The 26890-nt window shown below is 67.9% G+C and carries 24 protein-coding genes; 6 read left to right on the plus strand and 18 right to left on the minus strand.

From position 1 onward, the window contains the following. The first annotated feature begins 77 nt into the window (after window positions 1-77). Together RMCN_RS15345 and mtr are read left to right on the plus strand one after the other, a co-directional pair. The gene (locus RMCN_RS15345; RefSeq protein WP_110765842.1) at window positions 78-1103 is read left to right on the plus strand and encodes an alpha/beta hydrolase; all 1026 of its coding nucleotides are present in this window, start codon (window positions 78-80) and stop codon (window positions 1101-1103) included. Further along, a complete protein-coding gene (mtr, locus tag RMCN_RS15350; protein ID WP_067390562.1) occupies window positions 1100-2515 on the plus strand; it encodes a mycothione reductase in 1416 nt (471 codons plus the stop codon). The genes RMCN_RS15345 and mtr overlap by 4 nt, the downstream gene beginning before the upstream one ends. Window positions 2516-2518: 3 nt before the next feature. Here mtr and RMCN_RS15355 read toward each other — a convergent pair whose 3' ends face one another. From RMCN_RS15355 to RMCN_RS15375, 5 genes are all read right to left on the minus strand, one after another. Further along, the gene (locus RMCN_RS15355) at window positions 2519-3253 is read right to left on the minus strand and encodes an energy-coupling factor ABC transporter ATP-binding protein (RefSeq protein WP_067390565.1); all 735 of its coding nucleotides are present in this window, start codon (window positions 3251-3253) and stop codon (window positions 2519-2521) included. Then, complete coding sequence (gene cbiQ, locus RMCN_RS15360; RefSeq protein WP_067390567.1) at window positions 3253-4023, minus strand: cobalt ECF transporter T component CbiQ; 771 nt, start codon at window positions 4021-4023, stop codon at window positions 3253-3255. The genes RMCN_RS15355 and cbiQ overlap by 1 nt, the downstream gene beginning before the upstream one ends. A gap of 2 nt (window positions 4024-4025) precedes the next feature. Continuing rightward, window positions 4026-4382 carry a PDGLE domain-containing protein gene (locus tag RMCN_RS15365; RefSeq protein ID WP_067390570.1) on the minus strand — a complete coding sequence of 119 codons (357 nt, stop codon included), beginning with the start codon at window positions 4380-4382 and terminating at the stop codon, window positions 4026-4028. After that, window positions 4379-5056, minus strand: a complete 678-nt coding sequence (locus tag RMCN_RS15370; protein ID WP_067391180.1) for an energy-coupling factor ABC transporter permease — start codon at window positions 5054-5056, stop codon at window positions 4379-4381. The genes RMCN_RS15365 and RMCN_RS15370 overlap by 4 nt, the downstream gene beginning before the upstream one ends. A 120-nt stretch (window positions 5057-5176) precedes the next feature. Then, window positions 5177-5959: a class I SAM-dependent methyltransferase gene (locus RMCN_RS15375; protein WP_067391183.1), complete on the minus strand. Its 783-nt coding sequence runs from the start codon at window positions 5957-5959 to the stop codon at window positions 5177-5179. 389 nt (window positions 5960-6348) lie between these two features. Here RMCN_RS15375 and RMCN_RS15380 point away from each other — a divergent pair, with 389 nt between their 5' ends. Beyond that, a complete protein-coding gene (locus tag RMCN_RS15380; RefSeq protein ID WP_131808553.1) occupies window positions 6349-6753 on the plus strand; it encodes a hypothetical protein in 405 nt (134 codons plus the stop codon). Between the two features lie 42 nt (window positions 6754-6795). On the opposite strand, the gene RMCN_RS15385 is transcribed toward RMCN_RS15380, so the two are convergent. The 7 genes from RMCN_RS15385 to RMCN_RS15415 form a co-directional block, all read right to left on the minus strand. Beyond that, window positions 6796-9672: an ATP-binding protein gene (locus RMCN_RS15385; RefSeq protein ID WP_067390577.1), complete on the minus strand. Its 2877-nt coding sequence runs from the start codon at window positions 9670-9672 to the stop codon at window positions 6796-6798. Window positions 9673-9869: 197 nt separating this feature from the next. After that, the gene (locus RMCN_RS15390) at window positions 9870-10199 is read right to left on the minus strand and encodes an ArsR/SmtB family transcription factor (protein WP_165604444.1); all 330 of its coding nucleotides are present in this window, start codon (window positions 10197-10199) and stop codon (window positions 9870-9872) included. 118 nt (window positions 10200-10317) lie between these two features. Continuing rightward, a complete protein-coding gene (locus RMCN_RS15395) occupies window positions 10318-11067 on the minus strand; it encodes a FadR/GntR family transcriptional regulator (RefSeq protein WP_067390583.1) in 750 nt (249 codons plus the stop codon). Window positions 11068-11069: 2 nt separating this feature from the next. After that, window positions 11070-11843 (minus strand): 3-oxoacyl-ACP reductase, encoded by a 774-nt coding sequence (locus RMCN_RS15400; RefSeq protein WP_067390586.1) that lies wholly within the window; start codon window positions 11841-11843, stop codon window positions 11070-11072. Next, window positions 11844-13211, minus strand: coding sequence for an aldehyde dehydrogenase family protein (locus RMCN_RS15405; RefSeq protein ID WP_067390589.1), 1368 nt, complete (start codon window positions 13209-13211; stop codon window positions 11844-11846). Further along, the gene (locus RMCN_RS15410) at window positions 13208-13966 is read right to left on the minus strand and encodes a gamma-glutamyl-gamma-aminobutyrate hydrolase family protein (RefSeq protein ID WP_067390592.1); all 759 of its coding nucleotides are present in this window, start codon (window positions 13964-13966) and stop codon (window positions 13208-13210) included. Before RMCN_RS15410 ends, RMCN_RS15405 begins: the two co-directional genes overlap by 4 nt. Then, window positions 13953-15332 (minus strand): glutamine synthetase family protein, encoded by a 1380-nt coding sequence (locus tag RMCN_RS15415; protein ID WP_067390595.1) that lies wholly within the window; start codon window positions 15330-15332, stop codon window positions 13953-13955. Before RMCN_RS15415 ends, RMCN_RS15410 begins: the two co-directional genes overlap by 14 nt. A gap of 189 nt (window positions 15333-15521) precedes the next feature. Between RMCN_RS15415 and RMCN_RS15420 the strand changes: the two genes are divergently transcribed. The 3 genes from RMCN_RS15420 (at window position 15522) to ngg (ending at window position 20742) form a co-directional block, all read left to right on the plus strand. Further along, window positions 15522-17039: an amino acid permease gene (locus RMCN_RS15420; protein ID WP_110765864.1), complete on the plus strand. Its 1518-nt coding sequence runs from the start codon at window positions 15522-15524 to the stop codon at window positions 17037-17039. Between the two features lie 131 nt (window positions 17040-17170). Further along, the gene (locus tag RMCN_RS15425) at window positions 17171-18976 is read left to right on the plus strand and encodes an N-acetylglutaminylglutamine amidotransferase (protein ID WP_067390598.1); all 1806 of its coding nucleotides are present in this window, start codon (window positions 17171-17173) and stop codon (window positions 18974-18976) included. Next, window positions 18973-20742, plus strand: a complete 1770-nt coding sequence (gene ngg, locus RMCN_RS15430; protein ID WP_067390601.1) for an N-acetylglutaminylglutamine synthetase — start codon at window positions 18973-18975, stop codon at window positions 20740-20742. Before RMCN_RS15425 ends, ngg begins: the two co-directional genes overlap by 4 nt. Before the next feature lies 1 nt (window position 20743). Here ngg and RMCN_RS15435 read toward each other — a convergent pair whose 3' ends face one another. From RMCN_RS15435 to RMCN_RS15460, 6 genes are all read right to left on the minus strand, one after another. Further along, window positions 20744-21307, minus strand: coding sequence for an alpha/beta fold hydrolase (locus RMCN_RS15435; protein ID WP_064351009.1), 564 nt, complete (start codon window positions 21305-21307; stop codon window positions 20744-20746). 62 nt (window positions 21308-21369) lie between these two features. Beyond that, window positions 21370-22035 (minus strand): hypothetical protein, encoded by a 666-nt coding sequence (locus tag RMCN_RS15440; protein ID WP_067390604.1) that lies wholly within the window; start codon window positions 22033-22035, stop codon window positions 21370-21372. Beyond that, a complete protein-coding gene (locus RMCN_RS15445; RefSeq protein WP_263987558.1) occupies window positions 22032-23570 on the minus strand; it encodes a cobyric acid synthase in 1539 nt (512 codons plus the stop codon). The genes RMCN_RS15440 and RMCN_RS15445 overlap by 4 nt, the downstream gene beginning before the upstream one ends. A gap of 11 nt (window positions 23571-23581) precedes the next feature. Beyond that, window positions 23582-24442 (minus strand): type I methionyl aminopeptidase, encoded by an 861-nt coding sequence (gene map / locus RMCN_RS15450; RefSeq protein WP_064414944.1) that lies wholly within the window; start codon window positions 24440-24442, stop codon window positions 23582-23584. A 19-nt stretch (window positions 24443-24461) separates the two neighbouring features. Next, window positions 24462-25046 carry a DUF1707 SHOCT-like domain-containing protein gene (locus RMCN_RS15455; protein ID WP_067390607.1) on the minus strand — a complete coding sequence of 195 codons (585 nt, stop codon included), beginning with the start codon at window positions 25044-25046 and terminating at the stop codon, window positions 24462-24464. A gap of 32 nt (window positions 25047-25078) precedes the next feature. After that, the gene (locus RMCN_RS15460; protein ID WP_067390610.1) at window positions 25079-26887 is read right to left on the minus strand and encodes a penicillin-binding transpeptidase domain-containing protein; all 1809 of its coding nucleotides are present in this window, start codon (window positions 26885-26887) and stop codon (window positions 25079-25081) included. Window positions 26888-26890: the final 3 nt, after the last annotated feature.

Below are 26890 nucleotides of genomic sequence, written 5' to 3' on the forward strand. Positions count from 1 at the left end.
CCGCGATCACCGCCCGCACAACCCCCTCGGCGCCGCTTCACCCGGCGGCACGGGCAGTCGCGACTATCGTTGCTGTCGTGCTCGACTGGAAGCCAGACGTGCTGCCGGGCTACTGGCAACACACGATGGCCCTCGGCGCGGACCCGGACGGGGAGGGCGAGCTCGTCGCCACCCTGGTGCGCCGCGGCGAACCGGATCGGTCGGCCACGCGCGCGGTGCTGTTGGTACACGGCTTCACCGACTACTTCTTCAACACCGACCTCGCCGACCACTTCGCCGGTCGGGGATTCGCCTTCTACGCGATCGACCTGCACAAATGCGGACGTTCGTGGCGCGAGGGCCAGACACCTCACTTCACCACCGACCTGGCCCGCTACGACGTCGAACTCGAACGTGCACTCGACATCATCGGCTCGGTGTCCCCGGCGGAGGTCCTGGTCTACGGGCACTCCGCCGGTGGACTCATCGTGTCGCTGTGGCTGGACCGGTTGCGTCGCGGCGGGCTGACCGGGCGTAGACGCATCGGCGGCCTCGTGCTGAACAGCCCGTGGCTTGACCTGCAGGGACCGTCGATCCTGCGGGCGGCACCGACACGCGCCGCGCTGGGCGCCGTCTCGCGGGTGAGCAAGCGCCTGGTGGTGCGTCCGCCGAGTGAGGGCGGATACGGCTCGTCGCTGCACCGCGACTACCACGGTGACTTCGACTACGACCTGAAGTGGAAGCCCGTCGGCGGCTTCCCCGTCACCACGGGCTGGATCGCCGCGATCCGCCGGGGCCACGCGAAACTTCACCGCGGTCTCGATGTCGGTGTGCCCAACCTCATCCTGCGTTCGGACCGCAGTGTGCGTGAGATCAGGAACCCCGACGCGATTCAGCGGGGCGATGCGGTGCTCGACGTCAGGCAGATCGCCCGATGGGCGGGGTGCATCGGGAACCGGACCACGATCGTGCCCATCGTCGATGCCAAGCACGACGTGTTCCTGTCGGTACCAGACGCGCGGCAGGCCGCCTACGGCGAACTGGACCGGTGGCTGGATTGGTACCTCGACCCGGCCTCCCGCGGCGCCGCCGACAGCCGTTCTGCAGAAAGCTGGTCACCATGACGCACTTCGACATCGCGATCATCGGCACCGGCTCGGGCAACGCCATTCTCGACGAGCGCTACATCGACAAGAAGGTCGCGATCTGCGAGAAGAACGTGTTCGGTGGCACTTGTCTGAACGTCGGCTGCATCCCGACGAAGATGTTCGTCTACGCGGCCGGTATCGCCGAGAACGTCAGGGACGCGGCGCGATACGGCGTCGACGCGCACATCGACGCGGTGCGCTGGCCCGACATCGTCTCGCGGGTGTTCGGTCGGATCGACCCGCTGGCCGTCGCGGGAGAGAACTACCGCCGCTCCTCACCGAACGTGCAGGTGTTCTCCAGCCACACCAGGTTTGCGCCCACCCGGCCCGACGGCCGGTACGCGCTGCGCACCGACGACGGCGACGAGTTCACCGCCGACCAGGTGGTGATCGCGGCCGGATCCCGGGTGGTGGTGCCCGACGCGGTCACCGAATGCGGTGCGCCGTACCACACCAGCGACACGATCATGCGGATCACCGATCTACCCGAGCATCTCATCATCGTCGGCGGCGGTTATGTCGCTTGCGAATTCGCCCACATCTTCTCCTCACTCGGCAGCCGCATCACGCTGCTGATCCGCGGCAGCAGCCTGCTGCGCGGCCACGACGACGAGATCGCGATGCGATTCACCGACATCGCCGCCAAGAAGTGGGAAGTGCGCAACCATCACGAGCTCGTCGATGCGCGCGAGGTCGACGGCGGCGTCGAAGTCACCTGCCAGGACGGCTCGACGCTGCGCGGTGACGCGCTGTTGGTGGCCACCGGCCGCGTCCCCAACGGTGACACGCTCGACGCCGAGAACGCCGGGGTGAAGGTGACCGCGAGCGGACAGGTCGTCGTCGACGAATATCAACGCACAACGGCGCGCGGCGTTTTCGCGCTCGGCGACGTTTCCTCGGACTATCAGCTCAAGCATGTGGCCAACCACGAAGCGCGGGTGGTCAAGCACAACCTGCTGCAGGACTGGGATGACACGGACGCGCTCATGTCGGCCAACCACCGTCATGTGCCGTCGGCAGTCTTCACCGACCCGCAGATCGCCAGCGTCGGATTGACCGAAAACGAGGCGCGCGCACAGGGTTTCCGGATCAGGGTCAAGATCCAGGACTACGCGGACGTCGCCTACGGATGGGCGATGGAGGACACCGTGGGTATCGCCAAGCTCATCGTCGACGACGACACCGGACTGCTCCTGGGCGCCCACATCATGGGCCATCAGGCGTCATCGCTGATCCAGCCGGTCATCCAGGGCATGGCGTTCGACCTGCCCGCGCAGGAGATGGCGCGCGGGCAGTACTGGATCCACCCCGCGCTGCCGGAGGTCATCGAGAACGCCTTGCTGGCGCTGTGCGGTGAGCCGCCCTGGCCGCCCTCGCGCCGGCACTAGTCGCTAGCGGGCCGGCACCTCGAAGCCCCACGGCAGCTCCAGCCGGTGCGCGGCAAGCAGTTCGGCGTCGGCCAGGACATCGCGGATGGAGCCGTCGGCCACGATCACGCCGTGGTCCATCACGACCGCCCGCTCGCACAGCTGGGCGGCGTAGGGCAGGTCGTGGGTGACGATCAGCATCGTGGAGTCCAGCGCGGACAATGTCTCGGCCAATTCCCGGCGGGCGACGGGATCGAGGTTCGCCGACGGTTCGTCGAGCACGAGTATGTCGGGCCGGCATGCCAGCACGGTCGCCAACGCCGCGCGGCGACGCTGGCCCGCCGACAGGTGGGTGGGGCTGCGGTCGGCCTCTTCGGTGAGCGACACCGTCTCCAGCGCTTCTCGCACCCGGTCGGCCAGCTCGTCGCCGCGCAACCCGAAGTTCGCGGGACCGAACGCCACGTCTTGAGCGACGGTCGGCATGAACAATTGGTCGTCGGGGTCTTGGAATACGAGGCCCACGCGCCTGCGCACATCGTGAAGTGTTTTGCGGGACAGCGCCACATCGCCGATCCGCACCGTGCCCGATGTCGCGGCGAGTACACCGTTGAGGTGCAGCATGAGAGTGGTCTTGCCCGCGCCGTTCGGGCCCAGCACGGCGATGCGTTCCCCGCGGGACACGGTCAGGTCGACACCGTCGAGGGCCACGTGACCGTCCGGGTACACGTGGCGCAGGCTCTCGATCGTGATCGCGTCCATCACAACACCCACGCGGCCGTCGCAACCGCGACCGCGGCTACGGCCGGTGTCATCACGATCACCCACTGCGACGCGACCGCCCGTGGTGGCGCGCCGATCACAGCCAGATCCGGTGCGTTGCCGTCGAACCCGCGCGACAGCATCGCGACGTAGACCCGCTCACCCCGTTCATAGGACCGCAGAAACAGTGCGCCGATGCCCTTGGCGATGGCGCCCGCCTGATGCAGGGCGCGCGGCGAATCGCCACGCGAGATGCGTGCCATACGCATCCGGCTCGTCTCGGCGGCCAGCAGGTCGACGTACCGAATCATCAGCACCAGAACCGACGTCGCGACCGCGGGCACACCGAGCCGGCCCAGCGCGGTGGGCAATTCGGTCGTCGAGGTGGTGGCGGCCAGAGTCAAGGCCGCCGCGACCCCGAGGGTGCCCTTGATGACGATGCCCCATGCCGCCCACAACCCGGCAACCGAGAGCTGCATCCCCGCAACGTCGATGCGCTCGCCCCCCTCGGCGAACGGCAGCAGCACGGCCAGGACGAGAAACGGCGCTTCGATCAGCATCCGCGGCAGGACCCACCGCAGCGGAATTCGTGCCAGCCGCCAAACCCCGACGACGATCGCGGCGTAGACGGCGAAGGGCCAGAACATCTCCCGCGGTGTCGCGACGACCGCGAGCACGAACACCAGAAGGCAGACGACCTTCACCTCGGCGGGCGCTCGGTGCACGACAGACTCGTCGTGCCTGTAGAGGGGATGAGCGCCCGCGCCCATGGTCAGCTGGATCCGTTGCGGTCGGTCACTTTGCGGCTGCGCGCAATCAGCCAGAACACCGAGCCGGCGACGACGACCGTCGCGAGCACGCCGATGATCCCGGCGATCCCACCGGTGCCGTCGCGTCCACCGATCGCGTAGTCGGCGAGCGGGGACGACGCCAGGCTGTGTTCCTCGGCGTGCTGCGCGATGCACTCGCCGGTGAGTTGCTCGCCGTCGGCGGTCTCGACGACCTCGCATCCGCGCAGCGTCGTCGAGTCGAGCCCGTCAGGGCTGGAACTGGCGAAGTAGGACACCACACCGGCGATCAAGAGCGTGACGACCGCGAACACCGCCCAGAACTGCCAGCGCGACCTCATACCGCGACCTCCTGCCGGCTCCGGCGCAGCAGGTAGACCAGGTCGGGACGCGAACGGGCGACCGCCATCACGGTGACCGCGGTGATCACGCCCTCCCCGATGCCGATCAGCGCATGTGTGCCGAGCATGTAGCCGCTGACCGCGCCGAGCGACGTGGTGGCCGCTCCACCGATCGCATATTCGACGACGAATCCCATTGCTGCACAAACGGTGCCGATCAGTGCGGCGACGAACGCGATGGTGCCCAGCCCGGCGACCGGGACGTCCCGGCGCCTGCGCGCAACGGAGTACAGGAGCACAGCGGTCCCGTAGCCCGCGACCAAACCGATCACCGCCATGTTGACGATGTTGGTGCCCAGCGCCGTCACACCCCCGTCGGCGAACAGCAGCGCCTGCACGACCAGCACGATCGCGATACACAGCGCCCCGGTGAACGGGCCGACGAGGATCGCGGCGAGCGCGCCGCCGAGCAGGTGGCCGCTGACACCGGGGAGAATCGGGAAGTTGATCATCTGCACAGCGAAGATGAACGCCGCAACGAGCCCTGCCAGCGGCACCGTGCGCTCATCGAGTTCGTTTCGGGCTTTGGCCGCGCAGAACGCGACGGCGGCGACGGCGATGACGCCGAAGACGACGGAGGTCGGGGCGTTGACGATGCCGTCGCTCATGTGCATCGCGACGTACGAATGGGTCACCCCGCGAGCCTAGAGCTCCCACCGAACACCTGTCTAGCTGAACAGGTGTTCAGACGGTTCGTGGTGACCGGTCGCGTGATGCCACGGCCGTTTTGACGTCTATACCTTGATGGCGGTCACCACGAGGTACTCGGCTTCCCAGAACGCCCGTCCGGCACTGCCCCGGGCGCTGCGCTCGAGATATACCAGGAAGTCGCGGTCGAGGGCTTCGACGCGGCTGGGGTCGTCCTCGCTGAACCGGTACGCCGCGATCGTCGGTCCGTAGTTGCGTTTCCAGTACTCGCGGAACTCGAGGGGGGTGGCGCAGTGGTCCATTCGCACGGTCTGACGCCTCAGCGTGAGGTCGGTGACGCGAGCACCCAACAACTCGCGAACGTGCTCCTCGTCGCCCCACAGCGGAGGGGGCGTCGCCGCGGGTGGTGGCGGCGGCGCGTACGGCTTCAGGGTCGCGAAGAGCTTTCCGATGAAGCCTCCGGGTGTCCAGTTCAGCATCCCCATCGTCCCGCCCGCACGGGTGACGCGGAGTAACTCGTCGGCGGTCGCCTGATGGTCCGGCGCGAACATCGCACCGACACACGACATCACGATGTCGAAGCTGTTGTCGGCGAACGGCAAAGCCTCCGCGTCGCCCTCAACCCACTCCAGGTTCAAGCCACGCTCGCCGGCGATTCGGCGTCCGGCGTCGAACAGTTCCGGGGTGATATCGCTCGCAGTCACGACGGCACCGAGCTCGGCGGCCGGGATGGCCGCGTTTCCCGATCCCGCCGCGACGTCGAGGACCCGATCGCCGGGTCGCACGTTGCAGGCCCGAACCAGCTCAGGCCCCAGGGCGGGAATCAGTTCGGCGGCGACGGCCGGGTAGTCACCCGACGCCCACAGCACGCGGTGTTTTGACTTGAGGGCTCGGTTGGCCTCGGACCCGGCAACTCGATCAGAAGCGGATTTCTCGTGAGCGTGGCGCTGACGGCCTGTCCAACCAAGGGTCGCGTGGTCCTTCATGTTCGTCTCCGTGGGTTCAGGTTGCGGTACTTCCAGCGATGACCGAACCGTGCCCTTCGGGCGTGCGGCGAAGATGAAACAACTGTTGAATCGGCAGTTCAGCGCATGATTTCGGTCGTTCAGAGAGCACAGCGTTTTGCCCGCGACCATTGCCTACAGACCGCAGAGCTGGCGATTTCATGAATGCGTCAGAGGTGCCGAAGCGCCGAAACGCAGTGTCTGTCGCCAAGGGGACCACGGACAGGCCGGGCCCCGGAGTGAAGGAGAACATCATGCACCTCAATCAGAAGCCGCAAACCTCGGCGGGCGCGACCATCGCGTCCAGGTGGTACAGGCATGCATCAGCCACCATCTTCGGAGCGGCGCTGATCGCCATGTCCTTCGGCGCCATCGCAGCGCCCGCAGTTTCGCAAGCAGCCTTCAACAAGGGGGAGTACGACCGATGCGCAACCGCGGCGGACAAGAGATTCATGCAAAGTGCCGGAACGGCGGCCGATGTTGCGACCCATGTGGACGACTACAAGTTTTGCTGCATCAGGTCGGGCGGTGTGTGGGTGGGCGGCAACAGCGGGTGCGTGGAGCAAGCGGGTTCAGCGCAGACCGCGCCGACCCCGCTGCCCGGCCAGGTGGCCACCGGACCGGGCGACGCCACGTTACCGGGGACGCGGAAGGACTAGTAGCAAGTCAGTCAGGGTAAGGCCGGATTCGCGTACGACCGCTCACGCGAATCCGGCCAGCGCACGGCGTGCCCTCGCCACCGCCTCATCGCCGTTCAGAGGATGCGCCTCGGACGCGCGGGCACGCAGGCCGAGGGCGGCCACCGTGTTGTCACTGAGCGGCGAAGATTTCCCGGCGCTGACCAGCGCGTGGTGTAGTGCCAGGGCGTCATCGTCCGCGCCAAGACGGGCCAGCAGCCTGGTGACGTAGCGGAGGTTGAGCCATTGCTGGCTCCAGTCCCCCACCCGATTCCAATGGTCGAGGACGTCGATGGAATGCCTTGCCGCAGTTGATGGATCGTGGTGCACTCCGCGCGTCGCCGTCGCCTCCATCAAGGCGATTCCGTACCACCAGAAATTGTGCACGGCCGCGGCGAGGTCAGCTGCCTCATCGAAGAGCACCAGTGCGCGGTCCGGTTCCGACTTCTTCAAGACCAGTCCCAACGCGTAACGGGCCATCGATCGTGCGGTTGGGTTGCCGCTTGCATCGGCGACCTCCACGGCCTCCTGGGCTGCGCCGTGGCCCGCCTCAGGAGTGCGCAACGCGGCCTGGCAGATGGCTACGTAAAACAACGACCACACCAAGCGGATCGGGTCGCCGTCGCGACGGGCCCGTTCCATCTCGGTCTCGTAATGGGTCAGCGCTGTCGCCGGATCGCCTCGGTAGAGGGCGGCGTCGGCGAGCACGTCGCTCGGATAGGCCACGCGGCCACTACCCCTGCCGGGACTGCGTCCGTCGGCCAGCGCGGCCAAGGAGGCCACGCGGTGATCCTCGCCTCGGTTCCACGCACCCCGGGAAGCGAATCCGACGGCCGCTGCGAACAGCGGATGACCGGGATCGGCAAGCGTGAGCGCACGTTCGGCCCATTCCGAAGACTCGTAACCGATGCGCAGGTGCACGAGTTCCGACAGCGAAGTGACCAGACGTAATGCGAGATCGACGTTCCCGCCGGACATGGCGCACTCGAACGCCACGCGGAGATTGTCATAGTCGGGCAGCATCCGCTCGACCCAAGCGCCCTCCTGGGGGCCATGCATGCCGACCGCGGCTCGCTCGGCGAGCTCGGTGAAGTACCTCGCATGACGGGCGGCAACTTCATTCTCGATATCCTTGTCACGCAAGCAGTTCCGCCCGTATGCCCGCAGTGTCTCCAAGACGACGTACCGGGTCCTGATGGAACCGCTGCGAACCTCGACCATCGACTTGTCCACCAGGCCGGTCAGTAGATCGAGGGTGTCCTCTTCGGTGGCACCGTCCTCACCGCACACTCCATGGGCCGCGTCCAGTTCGAATCCACCGGCGAACACCGACAAGCGCACGAACAGCCTCTGCTCGGGTGGCGCGAGCAGACGATACGACCAGTCGATCGTCGCGGCGAGGCTCTGCTGTCGGGGCAGCGAGCCCCGCACACCGCCGCGCAGCAGCCGCAGACTGTCCAGCCGCCGGGCGAGGTCGAGGCTGTTCATCACCCGAATCCTGGCCGCGGCCAATTCGATTGCCAACGGCAGACCGTCGAGCTGCCTGCAGATCTCGGCGATGGCTCCGACGGGCTCCGCATCGGGGTCGAAGTCGGGCCGGCCTGCGCGGGCGCGGTCGGCGAACAGCACAGCGGCATCCTCGGCGCCCAACGGCGGCACCACCACCAGGCGTTCCCCGTCGACTCCCAGCGCCTCCCGGCTGGTGGCCAACACGGTAACGCGCCGGCATCGAGTGACGATCCGCTCGATCAGTGCGGCGGCCGCGTCGAGGAGATGTTCACAGTTGTCGACGATCAGCAACAGCTCGCGCGTGCTCAGGTATTCGATCACGGTCGCGTCGATATCGAGCCCTTGGCGTTGCTGCAGATGCAGCGCAGCGGCGACCGCGTGGCCGATCGCGCTACCGGCGTTGACGGGTGCGAGCTCGCAGAGGACTACCCCATCGCCGAAGCTCTCGCCGATGTGCGCGGCGACCTCGAGCGCCAGCCGGGTCTTGCCAACACCACCCACACCTGTCAGCGTCACGAGCGGGCCGCCCGATAGCGCCTCCCTGATGCCCTCGACTTCCGCCTGACGTCCGACGAATGTGGTCATTCGGCGCGGTAGAGCAGCCGCGGGCGGTTGCGCCGCGGGCGCTTCGGCCGTACGCGCGACGGCGGGCGGGGCGTTTCGGTCACCGTCGAGGATGCGCTGGTAGGCGGCGCTCAGCGGTGGGCTGGGGTCCACGCCCAGTTCCTCGACTAGTCGGTCGCGCATCTGCCGGAAGGTGTCCAACGCTTCGGCTTGGCGACCGCTGCGGTACTGCGCCAGCATCAGCTGCGCGGCGAGGCGTTCGTCGAGTGGGTGGACCCGCAGCGCAGTAGTGAGCTCACCGACGATCTGCGCGTGGTGCCCGGCAGCCAGTGCCGCGTCATTGCGGTCGAGGACAACCGAAAAGCGTTCGACTTCAAGAGAAGTGCGGACGTTGGTAAACCAGGGTGTGTCGAGCGAGGCGAACGGTTCGCCGCGCCAAAGGTTCAGGGCCTCGTCGAACAGCGCCGCGGACTCGGCCGGATCCACCGTTGTACGGGCAATCGAGACCAGCCGGTGGAAGCGGTGCAGATCGACGGTCGATGCCTCTGCCGACAGCAGATACCCACCGGGCTGGCGCAGGATCTGGACCTGGTCGATCCCGGCGAACAGATTGCGCAGCCGAGACATGTAGGCGGCAAGCGCATTACGTGCGTTGTGTGGGGGTTCATGCGCCCACACCCGATCGATCACCTGGTCCGTCGTGACCGTGTGATTGACATCGACCAGCAACGCGACCAGTACACAGCGCTGGCGGACATGGCCGATCTCGAGGCGCCGCCCGTCAACGTACGCCTCGACATCCCCGAGTACGCGGAACTCCACCGCCACGCGCTACAGCTTGCTCCACGTGCCGGCACGGCGTCCGCCGAACGGCACAGCGGGCCTGGCCTGCGCATTGACGCGTCTGCGTGCCACGGACGCCCGCGGGCGCCGCACGGTCGTCGAGAACCAGGCAGCCCTTGCGGGTCCATGCCGGAAAGGTTCTCTTACTGCGACAGAGGAAATCCGGCCCGAACGACGGGGCGCTACCCGTGCCGGGCGCCGATCCAGTGCAGCAGGTCGTGGACGATCTCGTCGTCGAGGCGGTAACTGACGGCCCGTCCCACCCGCGTGGCGCTGACCCAGCCCTGCTGGCGCAACACGCGGAGCGCTTGCGAGACGGCGTTTTCCGACCGGCCCAATGCCGATGCAAGGTCTCCGACGCGGATCCCCGGTACCCGATGCAACGTGAGCAGGATCTCGAGGCGATGCGGGTCAGACAACAGATCGAACCGCTGCGTCCAGCTGGCGGTATCGACGTCGGCCAGCGCGGACGATGCGCGTTCGACGTCCACCTGGCCGACGGGCTCGTTCACGAGACTCAATGTAGCGCCGTTGTGCGCGCTCGCGGGCGCATGACCGTGCGCGAATGCCGAAAAATGACCGGCGTGTCGGCTACCGACGCGCGCGCTCGCGAGGAATGTCGGCGCGGTGCTAGTCGAGGAAGCCGTGTAGTAGCGCGGCCGACCCTTCGACGTGGGCACGCATCGCCGATGCCGCGCCGTCGGCATCACCGGCGAGGATCGCGAGGACGATCGCCTCGTGCTGCTCGTCGGAATGGGCGATGTTGCGCGGCAGTAGGGGGATCTGGTCCAGCAGGGCGTTGAGCCGCATCCTGTTCTCGGCCAGTAGCGGGACCAGCGACGGCGACCCGGCTGCTTCGGCGATGGCCAGGTGCAGGCGCGAGTCGAGACGGCGGTAGTCGTCGGGGGCGGCGGCGCGGACATCGGTCATCCGGGCCCACAGCACCTCGCGTTCGGCAGCGGCGAGGGTCCGGGTGGCCGCCATCCGCGCGGCGCCGACCTCCAGGATCTCGCGCAGCCGCAACGCGTCGTCGATCTCGGCGCATGTGACCGCATCGGCCTCACCCGTGGATCGCGGCAGCTCGTCGGCGAGGAACGTCCCGCCGTACCGTCCACGCCGCGACACCAGGTAGCCCGCGTCGGACAACGACTTGATCGCCTCGCGCACGGTGTCACGGCTGACCCCGAGCCGTGAGGCGAGTTCACGCTCGGGCGGTAGGCACTCACCGGGCGCCAGCACGCCGAGCCGGATGGTCTGCAGGAGCCGGGCGACGGTGTCTTCAAAGGCGTTACCCCCACGCACCGGGCGCAGCAGCGCTTCGGCCGCCGCCTCCGCGGTGAAGCCGACGTGCGCCACCGGCACCTCCGAGTCAGCCGACATGACTACAGCGGGGTGACGTAGTGACCGTTGATGCCGCCGTCGACGAGGAACGACGAGGCGGTGACGAACGACGCGTCGTCGCTGGCCAGAAACGCAACCGCCGCACCGATTTCCTCGGGTTCGGCGAACCGCCCGACCGGGACGTGCACCAGCCGTCGCGCGGCGCGTTCGGGATCCTTGGCGAACAGCTCGCGCAGCAGCGGGGTGTTCACCGGTCCCGGGCACAGCGCGTTGACCCTGATCCCCTGGCGCGCGTACTGCACGCCCAGTTCACGCGACATTGTGAGCACACCGCCCTTGGAGGCGGTGTAGGAGATCTGCGATGTCGCCGAACCCACTACCGCCACAAAGGAAGCCGTGTTGATGATCGAGCCCTTCTGCTGCGGCACCATGTGGCGCAGCGCCGCCTTGCAGCACAAGAACACCGACTTGAGGTTGACGTCCTGCACCCGCTGCCACGCGTCGATGCCGGTGTTCTCGATCAGTTCGTCCTCGGGCGGGCTGATGCCCGCGTTGTTGAATGCGATGTCGACGGATCCGTGCGTTTCGGCGGCCGTGTCGAACAGCTCGTCCACGGCCACCGGGTCGGAGACGTCGACCTGGACGAAGGTGCCGTTCAGATCGTCGGCGACAGTTTTTCCCGCCGTCGGGTCGATGTCGCCGATGACGACGGTCGCGCCCTCGGCCGTCATCCGCTTGGCGCTGGCCAGGCCGATGCCGCTGGCGCCGCCGGTGATGACGGCGACCTTGCCCGCCAAGCGTTGCGTCAGATCCATCTAGGGTGCCTCCTGCACGGCAATGAAGACGTTTTTGGTTTCGGTGAACGACAGCGGTGCATCCGGGCCCAGTTCGCGTCCGAGGCCGGATTGTTTGAAGCCGCCGAACGGCGTGTTGTACCGCACCGAGGAATGCGAATTGACCGACAGGTTGCCCGCTTCCACCGCCCGCGACACCCGCACCGCCCGCGACAGGTTCTCGGTCCAGATCGATCCGGACAACCCGTAGGGGGTGTCGTTGGCGAGCGCGATCGCGTCGGCCTCGTCGTCGAACGGCAGCACGGTGACCACCGGGCCGAAGATCTCCTCGCGCACCGTTCGGTCGGTGCGCTGCGGCGTCAACACTGTCGGCGGAAACCAGTACCCGGGCCCCGAGGGAGCCGACCCGCGGAACGCGACGGGCGCGTCGTCGGGCACGAACGAGGCCACGGTGTTCCAGTGCCCCTGTGACACCAGCGGGCCCATCTCGGTGTCCTTGGCGCGCGGGTCGCCGACCACGACACCCTTGACCGCGGGCTCGAACAGCTCCATGAAGCGGTCGTAGACGGTGCGCTGCACCAGGATTCGGCTACGCGCGCAACAGTCCTGACCGGCGTTGTCGAACACCCCGTAGGGCGCGGTGGCCGCTGCCTGTTCCAGGTCGCAGTCCTCGAAGACGATGTTGGCGCTCTTACCGCCGAGTTCGAGGGTGACCCGTTTGACCTGTTTGGCCGCACCCGCCATGACCCGGGTGCCGACCTCGGTTGAGCCGGTGAACACGACCTTGCGCACGTCGGGGTGCGAGACAAAGCGTTCCCCGACCACCGAGCCCTTGCCGGGCAGCACACGGAACAGGTCGGCGGGGATCCCCGCCTCGACGGCCAACTCCCCCAGCCGGATCGTGGTGAGCGGCGTCCACTCGGCGGGTTTGATCAGCACCGCGTTGCCCGCGGCGAGCGCGGGCGCGAAACCCCAGGAGGCGATGGTCATCGGGAAATTCCACGGCGTGATGACGCCGACCACTCCGAGCGGCTCGTTGAAGGTCACGTCGATGCCGCCCGCGACGGGAATCTGCTTGCCCGACAGGCGCTCCGGTGCGGCGGCGTAGAACTGCAGCACATCGCGGGCATGGCCGGCCTCCCACTCGGCGTTACCGATGGGGTGCCCGGAGTTGGCGACCTCGAGCGCCGCCAACTCGTCGATGTGCGCGTCGACCGTCGCCGCGAACGCACGCAGTGCGGCCGCCCGCTCGGCCGGCGCCTGTCGCGCCCAATCCCGTTGTGCGGCTTTCGCCCTGGCCACCGCATCGTCGACCGCGGCCTCGTCGGTCTGCTCGACGGAAACCAGCAGCTCCTCGGTCGCCGGGTTGATCACATCGGATGTGCTCAAGCATTCGCCCTTTCTCTCGCGTATGCGTCCGCCGCTTCGACGACGGCGGCGAACAGCCGCAGGTCGTCGAGGCGCTCTTCGGGATGCCACTGCACGGCCAGCACGAAATGCTCACCCGGTAGTTCGACCGCCTCGATGACCCCGTCGTCGTCCTGCGCGCTGATCACCAGCCCGTCGCCGAGTCGGTCGATGGCCTGGTGGTGGTAGCACTGCGCGTCCGACGACTCCCCGATGAGCTCGGCCAGCCGCGTGCCCGGCAGGGTGCGGACCGTCGACGTGGTGAACACCGCGTTGCCCTGCTGGTGGCGGGTGTGGCCGATGACGTCGGGCAGGTGCTGGTGCAGTGTGCCGCCCAGCGCGACGTTGAGGACCTGGGCGCCGCGGCAGATGCCCAGCACCGGCATGCCGCGCCGCATCGCGCCGCGCACCAGCGCGAACTCGAACTGGTCACGGCGTCGGTTGTCCTCGGTGTCGGCGTCGGTGGCCGGGTGCGGGTTCTGGCCGTAGTGAGCGGGAACGACGTCGCGCCCACCGGTGATGACGACGCCGTCGAGCCCGTCGAGCAACCGGTCGGCGATGTGGTCGTCAACGCGTTGCGGCGGAAGCAGAACCGAGATGCCGCCGGCCAGTTCGACGCCCTCGAAGTAGATCGCGGGCAAGAAGCTGGCCCGCACGTCCCACACCCCGGTCTGTGCCTGCTGCAGGTAGGTGGTCAATCCGAGCACCGGTCTCGCCGGGATGTCAGAGCCGCTCAAAGCCGCGAACCCTCTCCCAGTCCGTGACGGCGGCGTTGAACGCGGCCAACTCGACGCGGGCGTTGTTGAGATAGTGCTCGACGACCTCGTCGCCGAATGCGGCCCGTGCGACCTCGGACTTCTCGAACAGCGCCGCGGCCTCGGCGAGGGTGGTCGGAAGCCGTTCGACGCCACTGGTGTACGCATTGCCCTCAATGGGATCGGACAACTCGAGTTCGCGTTCGATGCCGTACAGGCCGCCGGCAATCAACGCCGATACGGCCAGGTACTGGTTGACGTCACCGCCCGGGGCCCGGTTCTCCATCCGCATGCCGTGGCCGTGGCCGACGACGCGCAGCGCACAGGTCCGGTTGTCCAGACCCCACGCGATCGCGGTCGGGGCGAAACTGGCGTCGACGAACCGCTTGTAGGAGTTGATGTTCGGCGCGTAGAACAGCGTCAGCTCCCGCAGGGTGGCCAGCTGTCCGGCCACGAAGCTGCGGAACATCGGCGACATGCCGAGCGGATCGGACTCGTCGGCGAACACCGCTGAACCGTCTGGACTGCCGTCGTCGCCCCGCAGCGAGATGTGCACATGACAGCTGTTGCCTTCGCGCTCATCGAATTTCGCCATGAACGTCAGGCTTTTGCCGTGCTGGTCGGCGATCTCCTTGGCGCCGTTCTTGTAGATCGTGTGGTTATCACAGGTCACACGGGCATGGTCGAAGCGGAACGCGATCTCCTGCTGGCCGAGATTGCACTCCCCCTTGACGCCCTCGCAGTACATGCCCGCACCGGTCATGCCGACCCGGATGTCGCGCAGCAACGGCTCCATCCGGGTCGAGCCCAGCATCGCGTAGTCGACGTTGTAGTCCGAGGCCGCCGTCAACCCCCGGTACCCCTTGGCCCACGCCTCGCGGAAGCCGTCGTCGAACACCATGAACTCGAGTTCGGTCCCGACATAGGGCACCAGGCCAAGGTCGGCGAGCCGGTCGATCTGGCGGTTGAGGATGCTTCGCGGGGCCTGCTCCACCGGTTTGCCGTCGTGCCAATTCAGGTCGGCCATCACCATCGCGGTGCCCGGCAGCCACGGGATGCGCCGCAGCGTCGAGAAGTCCGGCGTCATCACCATGTCGCCGTAGCCGGTCTCCCAACTCGACATCGAGTACCCGTCAACGGTGTTCATGTCGACGTCGACGGCCATCAGATAGTTGCAGCATTCTGCGCCGTGCTCGGCGACCTCCTCGAGGAACAGCCGGGACGACACCCGCTTGCCAGTGAGCCTGCCCTGCATATCGCAGAACGCGACGATCACCGTGTCGATCTCGCCGTCTGCGACCATGCGCTCGAGATCGGCCTGCGACAACATGCCCGATGTGACGCTCATCCGTGGTGGGGCCTTTCCTTCGACAGCGCGAGATTGCGGGTAGTCAACCATTGGCTGTGACTCGGTCCGGCGTGCGCGCAAGTCTTTTACCGAGATGTCACTTCCAAAGGTAGGACACCAGACCTTTGCAAGTTTATTCTCCCTATGCCTCGTCACCGCGAGAAGGAGACCAAATCCGTGGCCGACAAGATGAAGAGCTCGGGTGGAGTCACGTACAGCCAAGCGGGCGACGGCTACTTCGAGAAGCGGCAACTCAAACGCACCGCCGGCTTCTGGGGCCTGTGGGGAATCGGCGTCGCCGCGGTCATCTCCGGTGACTTCTCCGGCTGGAACTTCGGCATCGGCGCGGCCGGATGGGGCGGCTTGGCGATCGCCTCCGTCGTCATCGTGATCATGTATTTCGGCATGCTCTTCTCGATCGGGGAGATGTCGGCGGCCATGCCCCATACCGGTGGGGCCTACTCATTCGCCCGCGCCGCGATGGGACCGTGGGGCGGCTTCGTCACCGGGTTCGCCGAAACCATCGAGTACGTGTTCACCACCGCAGTGATCGTCTACTTCTCGGCCTCCTACGCCAACGCCGTCACGACCGACCTGTTCAACCTCTCCCTGCCGATGTGGGTGTGGTGGATCATCCTGTATGCGATCTTCGTCGGGCTGAACTCATGGGGCGCGGAGATCTCGTTCAAGTTCGCCCTCATCGTCGCGATCATCTCGATCGGCATCCTGGTGTTGTTCGGCATCCTGGCCATCGCCAACGGCGCGGTGGACTTTTCCAAACTGTTCGACATCGCGCCGGATCCGGCCGCCGCGGGTTCCTCGACGTTCCTGCCGTTCGGCTGGGTCGCGATCCTCTACGCGATGCCGTTCGCGATGTGGTTCTTCCTGGGCATCGAGGAACTCCCGCTGGCCGCCGAGGAGGCCCACGACCCGGCCCGCGACATTCCCCGCGCCGGCATCTGGGGACTGGTCTCGCTCATCGGCTGCGGTGCGATCGTGTTCTTCCTCAATCCGGCGGTGACCGGGTCGGAGGCACTGGGCAGCTCGGACGAACCTCTGCTCGACGGCTTCCGTGCGTTCCTGCCCGCCAACCTCGCCGCGGTGCTGTCGGCGTTCGCGTTGATCGGGCTGCTGGCCAGCCTGCAGGGCATCATGTACGCCTACGGCCGCAACATGTACTCGCTGAGCCGGGCCGGCTACTACCCGAAGACGTTGTCTCTGACCGGTTCTCGGCAGACGCCGTATGTCGCGCTGCTGGCGGGGGCGGTCATCGGTTTCGTGGCGCTGCTCATCGTCGACTACAACGAGGGTGCCGGAGCAGTGGTCCTCAACATCGCGGTGTGGGGTGCGGTGCTGGCGTACGGGTTGCAGATGATCTCGTTCATCCTGCTGCGCCGCAAGTTCCCCAACGCCCGACGACCGTGGGTGAGCCCGACCGGCAACGGGGGTGCGGTCGTCGCGCTGGTCATCGCGGCGGTGACATTCGTCGGCGTGCTCGTCAACCCGGACTACCGGCCCGCGGTCATCGCGATCGTCATCTTCTACGTCCTGGGACTGCTGGTGTTCGGCTTCTACGGCAGGCACCGCCTGGTGCTGTCGCCCGAGGAGGAGTACGCCGTCACCGGGGGCCTGCACGGTTACGACCCCGGCGCCGAAGGCCTCGGCGGCACCATCGAGGACGAGATTCTCAAGGGCCACACAGACTGAGCCACCGGGGCCCCGCATATTGCCCGGACGGCGAACGGCGATGGCATTTTTGCCGTCCGACCAGCGCTAACTAGACCCACGTCACACCCGTAACAGGTTTCGCTGCCGTCAACAAGGGTAATGTCGAGGGCGTGTGTGGAGCCACCGGCGAGGTGCGTCTCGACGGCCGGGTACCTGATGTAGCAGCTGTCTCGGCGATGGCCGAGGCGATGACACCCAGGGGTCCCGACTCGGCGGGCGCGTGGTCACAGGGCAGGGTCGCGCTAGGTCACCGTCGCCTGAAAATCATCGATCTGTCCGAAGCGGGCGGCCAACCCATGCTCGACTCCGAGCTGGGGTTGGCGATCGCGTGGAACGGCTGCATCTACAATTACAAGCAGCTGCGCCGCGAACTCAGCGAACACGGCTACCGGTTCTTCTCGCACAGCGACACCGAGGTGCTGCTCAAGGCGTATCACCACTGGGGCGACCGGTTCGTCGACCACCTCTTCGGCATGTTCGCGTTCGCGATCGTCGAGCGCGACAGCGGCCGGGTGCTGCTCGGCCGCGACCGGCTCGGCATCAAACCGCTGTACATCAGCGAGAATTCCAACCGCATCCGGTTCGCCTCGTCGCTGCCCGCCCTGCTCGCCGGCGGCGACATCGACACCCGCATCGATCCGATCGCGCTGCACCACTACATGACGTTCCACTCGGTGGTGCCCGCCCCGCGCACGATTCTGCGTGGTGTCACCAAAGTGCCGCCGGCGTCGCTGATCGCGATCGAGCCGGACGGCCGCCGCACGACGAGGACGTACTGGGAGCCCGACTTCACCCGCAACCCCGACCGGGCCGACTGGTCCGAAAAGGACTGGGAGGACGCCGTTCTCGACGCGTTGCGCGTCGCCGTCGACCGACGCCTGGTCGCCGACGTTCCGGTGGGGTGCCTGCTCTCCGGCGGCGTCGACTCCAGCCTGATCGTCGGCCTGCTCGCCGAGGCGGGTCAGCACGGGCTGGCGACGTTCTCGATCGGCTTCGAATCGGTCGGCGGTGTGGCCGGCGACGAATTCAAATACTCCGACATCATCGCCGAGCGGTTCGGCACCGACCACCACCAGATCCGCATCGGCACCGACCGCATGCTGCCCGCACTCGACGGGGCGATCGGCGCCATGAGCGAACCGATGGTCAGCCACGACTGCGTCGCGTTCTATCTGCTCAGCCAGGAGGTGGCCAAGCACGTCAAGGTCGTGCAATCGGGTCAGGGCGCCGACGAGGTGTTCGCCGGATACCACTGGTATCCCCCGCTGGGCGGCCCGGACGCGGCCACGGTCGAGGGAGCGGTGGCCAGCTACCGCAAGGCGTTCTTCGACCGCGACCGCGCGGGCTACGACGCGCTGGTGACACCGGCGTTCGCCGTCGACGGCGACCCGAGCCTGGACTTCGTCACCGAGCACTTCGCGCGGGCGGGCGCCGAGACCGGCATCGACCGCGGTCTGCGCCTGGACACCACCGTCATGCTCGTCGACGATCCGGTCAAGCGCGTCGACAACATGACCATGGCGTGGGGTCTCGAGGGTCGCGTGCCGTTCCTCGACCACGAACTCGTCGAGCTCGCCGCCACGTGTCCACCCGAGCTGAAGATCGCGCACGAAGGCAAGGGTGTGTTGAAGCAGGCCGCGCGCCAGGTGATTCCGTCCGACGTCATCGACCGACCGAAGGGCTACTTCCCGGTGCCTGCGCTCACCCATCTCGAGGGCCCGTACCTGGACATGGTGCGTGACGCGCTGTACGCGCCCGCCGCAAAGGAACGCGCCCTGTTCCGACCCGCCGCGATCGACCGGTTGCTCGCCGACCCGAACGGACGCCTGACGCCGCTGCGCGGAAACGAACTGTGGCAACTGGCGCTGCTCGAACTGTGGTTGCAGCGACACGGCATCACGGGGCCCGCGGCATGACGGCGCTCGGACCCGACGCAGAGCAGACCGAAGCGATCACCCTCGGCTTGCACGACGCGTCACCGCAGCATCTCGTCGACGCGATGGCCGACGACGTCGTCATCGAAATGGGTTGGGGGCGGCTCATTTTCGGCCAGACGTTCACCGACCCCGGCAAGCTGGCCGAGGTGCTCAGGCATGAGGGACACGGCAGACGCGACATCTGCATCTACGCCCGCGAACCCCACGTCCTGGTGTCGATGGCGCCCGCCGAACTGTTCATCGACCCCAGCCACACCTACCGGCTCCGGTTCACCGAGGACCCCGACCCCGGCAAGTCGCCGACCGGGTTCTCGGTGCGCTCCCTGCAGAGCGCCGACGACGCCGACGAGATGAACCGCGTGTACGTGCGCTGCGGCATGGTGCCCGCGCCCGTCGACGTGCTGTGGAACAACCACCAGACCCAGGACGCCCTCGACTACCTGGTCGCGGTGCGTGACGACGACGGCTCCGTGCTGGGCACCGTGACCGGTGTCGACCACAAACGGCTGTTCTCCGATCCGGAGAACGGTTCGAGCCTGTGGACGCTGGCCGTCGACCCGACGACGAGCCTGCCCGGTGTCGGCGCCGCGCTCACCCGGGCGCTGGCCGCGATCTACCGCGAACGTGGCCGCGCCTACATGGACCTGTCGGTCAGCCATGACAACGCCGCGGCGATCTCGCTTTACGAGAAGCTCGGTTTCGAGCGGGTGCCGGTGATGGCGGTCAAGCGGAAGAACGCGATCAACGAACCGCTGTTCACCCATCCACCCGAAACCGTGGAAGACCTCAATCCGTACGCGCGGATCATCGCCGACGAGGCGATGCGCCGCGGCATCTGGGTCGAGGTGCTCGACGCCGAAGCCGGCGAGATGCGCCTGTCGCACGGCGGCCGCACCGTCATCACCCGGGAATCCTTGTCGGAGTTCACCTCCGCGGTGGCGATGGCGCGCTGCGACGACAAGCGACTCACCAGGCGACTGGTGGCCGAGGCCGGCATCGCGGTGCCCAAGGGCAGGTTGGCGACCTTCGACAAGCGGGATCACGAGTTCCTCGAGGAGGTCGGTGACGTCGTGGTCAAACCGACCCGGGGTGAGCAGGGCAAGGGCATCACCGTCGGTATCAGCAGCGCCGAGGACTTGGATGCAGCGCTGGCTCGCGCCCGCCAGGAACACCCGCACGTGCTGATCGAGCAGCGGGCACCGGGCGACGACCTGCGGCTGGTGGTCATCGACGGCAAGGTGGTGGCCGCAGCACTACGCAGGCCCGCCGAGGTCGTCGGGACCGGACACCACACGGTGCGCGAGCTGATCGAGGCGCAGAGCCGGCGCCGGGCGGCGGCCACGGGCGGTGAATCCCGCATCCCGATCGACGCGGTCACCGAGTCAACGGTCACCGAAGCGGGTTGGTCGTTCGACGACGTACTTCCCGAAGGTGAGCGGTTGCGAGTGCGGCGCACCGCGAACCTGCACCAGGGCGGCACCATTCACGACGTCACCGCGAAGGTGCACCCTCACCTGTGTGACGTCGCGGTGCGGGCCGCGCACGCGATCGGCATACCCGTCACCGGGATCGATCTGCTGGTCCCCGACGTCACCGAGCCGGAGTACGTCTTCATCGAGGCCAACGAGCGCCCCGGGTTGGCCAATCACGAACCACAGCCCACCGCAAAGGCTTTCGTCGACTTCCTGTTCCCGGGGAGCCCCGCGTTGCCGCAGGCGTGGACGCCCGAGGAGTCGCCCGCCTGACTCACCAGGTGCTGGTGCGCATCACGATCTCGGCGGCCAGCTGCGCCGTGGACTCCGCGGCGTTGCGCCTGCCCAGCAGGTCGACCATCCGGTAGTCGCCGTACACGTAGCGCTGACTGGCCTTGGCGACCGCGCGCGCGGCGGGGGTGCTGACCAGAGCCGTGGTGTTCATCTCCACCGGCGGGCAGTGCTCGTCGCGGATCACGCCCGCGGCGTCGGCGACGCGCGGATGGCCGCGGTCGATGACGACCAACCCGATGAACCGGTCGAGCCGGGTGGCGGCCAGTTCCCACGCCAGCTCGCCTCCGACGCGGTCCCCCACCAACAGCGCCCATTTCACGCCGAGAGCGTCGAGGATGGCAACGACCGACTTGGCGGTCAGCCGAGGATCGGGCGGGACGACGACGGTCCGCAACGACGCGGTGTGCAGCCGCTGACACACGGCGTCATAGGCCGCGGCCGGTTGATGACCCGCCCCGAGCACCACCACCACCGATCCCTTGTCGGGACCGGAGACGTCGACGGGCACGCTGAAACCCTCGACGGCGACCGTGGTGGATGGCATTGGGCCACGCTACAGCGGTCCACGGGCCGACGCGGTCGTTTCGCCGGGAGTGAACGGGCGATTCAGAGCGCAGCGACGCGCTCGGCCTGCTCGGTCGCGATGTCCAGAAAGGTCTGGGGCAGCGTGGCTTTGACCGGAATCGTCGGATTCGGAGTCGGGAACGCGACGCCGTACACCGCCATGGTCCCGATGTTCTCGAAGGTGAAGTAGACGCTGCTGTCGACCCCGCCGAGTTGCATGGTCTGCTCGTAGACGAGCGCGTCGGCGCGAGGTGGATCCATCCTGGTCGTCGTCATCGGGATGCCCGGCGAGGACTCGTCGAAGAACGTCTCGAAGCGCGAGCACCGCTCGGCCGTCGCCGCCAGTTTGTCCAGATCCAGACGCCATGTCAGCACGGTCATCACAATGCGGGCGCCGTCGTAGCCGACGACGTACTCTTTCGCGCTGCCCGGACCGCGCTCCCCGGACTGGGCGATCACCCGGGTGAGTCCCTCAGAGCACCCCGCCGGTCGGGACAGCATGGCCGGAGGGGCGCCCGCCCCGTCACCACCCCGGCCGGGTTCGCGGACGACATGGTCGAACTGCACCCCCTGCGGGAAGTCGGCCGCGGTGAGCAGCGCTCTGTCCAGGCGGGCGCCGGGCCAGGTCGGCGAGCCCTCGATCGCGTGCGCGCAACCGGTCGATGTCAGCGCGGTGAGCACCACCGCCACGGCGAGTCGCCGGTTCATCGCCGCAGTCCCGTCACGATGTCGGGCCGGGCCGGGGCGCCGTCCTCGAGCAGGGTCAGCACCGCGTCCACGTCGAGGTGGCTGGTCAGCAGGTCGGCCATCAGATCCAGTTGCGCATCGCGGCGAGCACCGACGTCGACATCGTCGGTCACGACGAACCCACTGCGGCCGGCGGCCGCTGCGACCTCGACCAGCCAGGAGCGCCGCACGTCGTCGTTGTCGAGCACACCGTGCCAGTGGGTGCCGTACACCGCCTCGCGCCGCAGGCCGACCCCGAGCCACTGTTCCTCCGTCGAGCGGACGATCTGACCGTGGTGAATCTCATAGCCGGACAACGCTTCTTCGTGACGGCGCACGGTCTTTTCGGCTGCGAAGACGACGTCGGCGTCGAGCAGGTCCAGGCCCGCCACGACGCCAGCACCGGACTCCACCGAATCGTCGATGTGCGCGCACAGCATCTGGAAGCCGCCGCACACCCCCAGCACCGGCAGGCCGCGCGTGGCGTGTGCGCTCACCGCGTCGGCAAGCCCGCTGCGGCGCAGCCAATCCAGGTCGGCGACGGTGGCCTTGCTGCCGGGGATCACGACCACGTCCACGTCGACGAGATCGGCGGGTTCACTGACCCAGCGGACCAGCACACCCGGTTCGCACGCGAGGGCTTCGACATCGGTCGAGTTCGAGATGCGGGGCAACCGGATCGCGGCAACCCGCAACCACTGCTCACCCCGCGGGGGTTGCGGTTCACCGACCACGCGACGGGCCACCACCGAGACAGAGTCCTCGGTGTCCAGCCACAAGCCCTCGGCATACGGGATGACGCCGTAGGTCGGCCGCCCCGACAACTCCTGCAGTTGCGCCAGGCCGGGCGCAAGCAGCGACGGGTCACCGCGAAACTTGTTGACCACGAAACCGGCGATCAACCGCTGGTCTTCGGGTTCCAACACCGCGACGGTGCCGTAGAGGTGTGCGAGCACACCGCCGCGGTCGATGTCGCCGACCACGATCACCGGAAGCCCCGCGGCGCGCGCCAACCCCATGTTCGCCAGATCGGTTGCCCGCAAGTTGATTTCGGCGGGCGAGCCGGCACCCTCGCAGATGACGGCGTCGAATTCGGCGCGCAGCTGCTCCAGTTCGCCTGCGACGACCGTGCCCAGGCGGTCGCGGTGGTCGATGTAGTCGCGCGCGCTGACGGTGTCGACCACCCGACCGCGCACCACCAGCTGTGAGGTGCGGTCGCTGCCGGGTTTGAGCAGGATCGGGTTGAACCGGGTGTGCGGCGCCAGACCGGCGGCGCGGGCCTGCATCGCCTGGGCCCGGCCGATCTCGCCGCCGTCGACGGTGACCGCGGAGTTGTTCGACATGTTCTGCGCCTTGAACGGTGCGACGCGAATACCCTTGCGCGCCAACAGCCGACACAGGCCGGCCACCACCATCGACTTGCCGGCGTCCGAGGTGGTGCCTGCCACCAGCAGGGCGCCGCCCGCCGGTTGTGAATCAGGCGACGCGACTGCGTGTCTGGGCGTCGTCGGATTCACAGTCGAGCGTTCTAGTCGGCGACTGTCAGGATCTCGGCGCCGTCGTCGGTGACCACCAGCGTGTGCTCGAACTGCGCGGTCCACCTCTTGTCGGTGGTGGCGACGGTCCAACCGTCGTCCCAGATCTCGTAGTCCAGGCCGCCGAGGTTGATCATCGGCTCGATGGTGAACGTCATACCCGGCTCCAGGACTGTGTCCACCGCGGGCTGGTCGTAGTGCAGGACGACCAGGCCGTTGTGGAACGTGGTGCCGATGCCGTGGCCGGTGAAGTCGCGAACCACGTTGTAGCCGAATCGGTTCGCGTAGGACTCGATGACCCGCCCGACGACCGACAGCTGCCGTCCGGGTTTGACGGCCTTGATCGCGCGCATGGTCGCCTCGTGCGTGCGCTCCACGAGCAGGCGGTGTTCCTCGGAGACGTCGCCCGCCAGGAAGGTCGCGTTGGTGTCTCCGTGCACACCGTCGATGTAGGCGGTCACGTCGATGTTGACGATGTCGCCGTCCTCGATGACCGTCGAGTCCGGGATGCCGTGGCAGATGATCTCGTTGAGCGAGGTGCAGCAGGACTTCGGGAAACCCTTGTAGCCGAGGGTCGACGGGTAGGCGCCGTGATCGATCATGTACTCGTGGGCGATGCGGTCCAGCTCGTCGGTCGTGACGCCGGGTGCGACGGCTTTACCCGCCTCGGCCAGCGCACGCGCCGCGATGCGGCCCGCGACGCGCATCTTCTCGATCACCTCGGGCGTCTGCACCCACGGCTCGCTGCCCTCGTCGACGGTCTGCTTCCAGGCGTACTCCGGCCGTGGAATCGACGCGGGCACCGGCAGCGTCGGCGAGACCACGCCGGGGCGGAGTGCGGTACGAACGGGCATGTCAACAGGGTAGACGAGGTCAGCGCCGGTCGAACGGGGTGAGCCGCCAGGACCGGCGCGGCCCGCGGACGTCCACCGAGCCGCAGACCACCTTGCCGGTCAGGATGACGTGCGGGTTGCCTTCGGCCGGCGCGTCCCTGCGGTGATCGCGGGCGCTGCCCACGTTGACCTCGACGTCGTCGATGGAGGCGCTGGCCCCGTCGGGCAGCCGCAGTTCAAGCCCCCCGAACTTGAGGTCGAGCTCGATGACGACCATCGGCCCGGCAAAGCGCGCCCGGGTCAGGTCCAAGTCCACCGAACCCATCCGCCGGTGCAGGGCCAGCCGGCTCGGCACCGTCCATTCGCCGTGCCGCTTGAGGGAGCCGAGCACACCACGCAGCTCGACGCGATCGGCGGCCGAGGTGACGATGGCACCCGGGCCGGGCAGGTCGCCCACCAGCGCGTCCAGGTCCGAGTGCAGGCGCGCCCGCGCCACCGCCGCCGAGCGCTCCTCGAACTCCTCGATGTCGATCAGGCCCAGCGCGACGGCGTTGTGCAGTCGTCGCAGCGTGCCGTTGCGGTCGGCGTCGGAGACGCGCATGGCGTCGTGGTTGATCTCGGTCATCGCACGTTCCACGGTACGGCGACGACGCCCGATCAGGCCAGGTAGTCCGGCGGCAGCCCGTCGAGCATGCCCTTGAGCATCCGCACCGCGTACTCCGAGGACCCGCCCCCGACGATCATCGCGGCGAAGGCCATGTCGCCGCGGTATCCGGCGAACCACGAGTGCGATCCGCCCGCGAACTCGGCCTCACCGGTCTTGCCGCGCACGTCGCCCGCACCCTGTAGATCCTCGGCGGTGCCGTTGGTCACCACCAGCCGCATCATCGGCCGCAGCCCTTCGACGATCTTCGGGTCCATCGGCGCCGGGCCCTCGGCGATCTCCGTTTCTTTACCCTGAATCAGTTGCGGGACAGGGGTTTTCCCGGCCGCGACGGTCGCCGCGGCCAGCGCCATACCGAACGGGCTGGCCAGCACCTTGCCCTGACCGAAGCCGTCCTCGGTGCGCTCGGCGAGGTCGACGGTGGGGGGCACGGAACCGGTCACGGTCCTCAGGCCGGGGATGTCGTAATCGGCGCCAAGGCCGTACTTGGCCGCGGCCATCGTCAACCCGCGCGGCGGCATCCGGCTGGCCAGCTCGGCGAAGGTGGTGTTGCAGGAACTGGCGAACGCCCGCGACATCGGCACGGTGCCGAGGTCGAAGCCGCCGTAGTTGGGCACCGTGCGGTGGCCGATGTCCATCGTGCCGGGGCACGGAAGCATCGTGTTGGGAGTGGCCATATCGCGCTCGATGGCCGCCCCGGCGGTCACCATCTTGAACGTCGAACCGGGTGGATACAGGCCGGTGGTGGCGATGAGGCCTTCGGTGTCGGCGGCCGCGTTCTGCGCGACGGCCAGGATCTCACCGGTCGACGGTTTGATCACGACGATCATCGCCTTCTTGCCGGTGAAGTTGACCGCGTTCTGCGCGGCGTTCTGCACCGAACGGTCGAGGCTGATCCGGATCGAGGGCGCGGGATCACCCGCCACCTCGTTGAGCACGTCGACGTCGACGCCGTTCTGGTTGACGGTGACCACCCGCCACCCCGCGTTTCCGCCGAGTTCACCCGCGACCGCCCGCTTGACCTCGCCGACGATCGCCGGCGCGAATTTCTCGTCGGTGGGCAGCATTTCGGCAAGCGGCGTGATGACCACACCGGGTTGCGCACCGATCGCGGCGGCCACCGGGTCGTGGTCGGACTTACGTAGCGTGATCAGGTTCAGCGGCTGCTTGGATGAGCTGGCCTGCTCGGCGAGCCGCTGCGGGTCGAGCGTGTTGTCGAATGGCCGCAAGGCATCCACGACGGCCCGGGCGGTCTGCATCAGCGACCCGCCCGCCGCCCGGGCGTCCAGCGAGTAGCTGTACAGGTATCCGGGCACCAGCACCTCGGTACCGCCGCGTTCGATCACCGACGCCCGCGGTGGCGCGTCGGCGCGCAGCGCGAAGGTCTGGTTCTCGCCGAGGCGCGGGTGCAGGCCGGTGGCGCTCCACCGCACGATCCAGCGGCCTTCGTCGCGGACCATGTTCAGCTGTCCGTCGTAGGTCCAGGTCCGGTCCTTGGGCAGATGCCATGTGTAGCGGTAGGTGACGCTGCCGGTGTCCATCGCGTACTTGGAGCCCAGGATCTGCGTGTCCACGTGGGTGGCTTGCAGCCCGGCCCACGCCTCGTTGAGGTCTTCGCGCGCATCGGCGGGCCGATCGCTGAGTTCGGCCGCGCCCGCGGTGTCCCCGGTCGCGAGCGCCGCGAAGAACTTCTCGGCGGCGGTCTCGGGCCCGGCGGGCTTGGGCGTACAGGCGCTGTTGAGGCCGGCGGCCACGATTCCGACCGCGGCCAAGCTCATGATGCGTGTTACTGAAGATGCCATTGG

The sequence above is a fragment of the Mycolicibacterium novocastrense genome, assembly GCF_001570485.1.
Taxonomy (GTDB): Bacteria; Actinomycetota; Actinomycetes; order Mycobacteriales; family Mycobacteriaceae; genus Mycobacterium; species Mycobacterium novocastrense.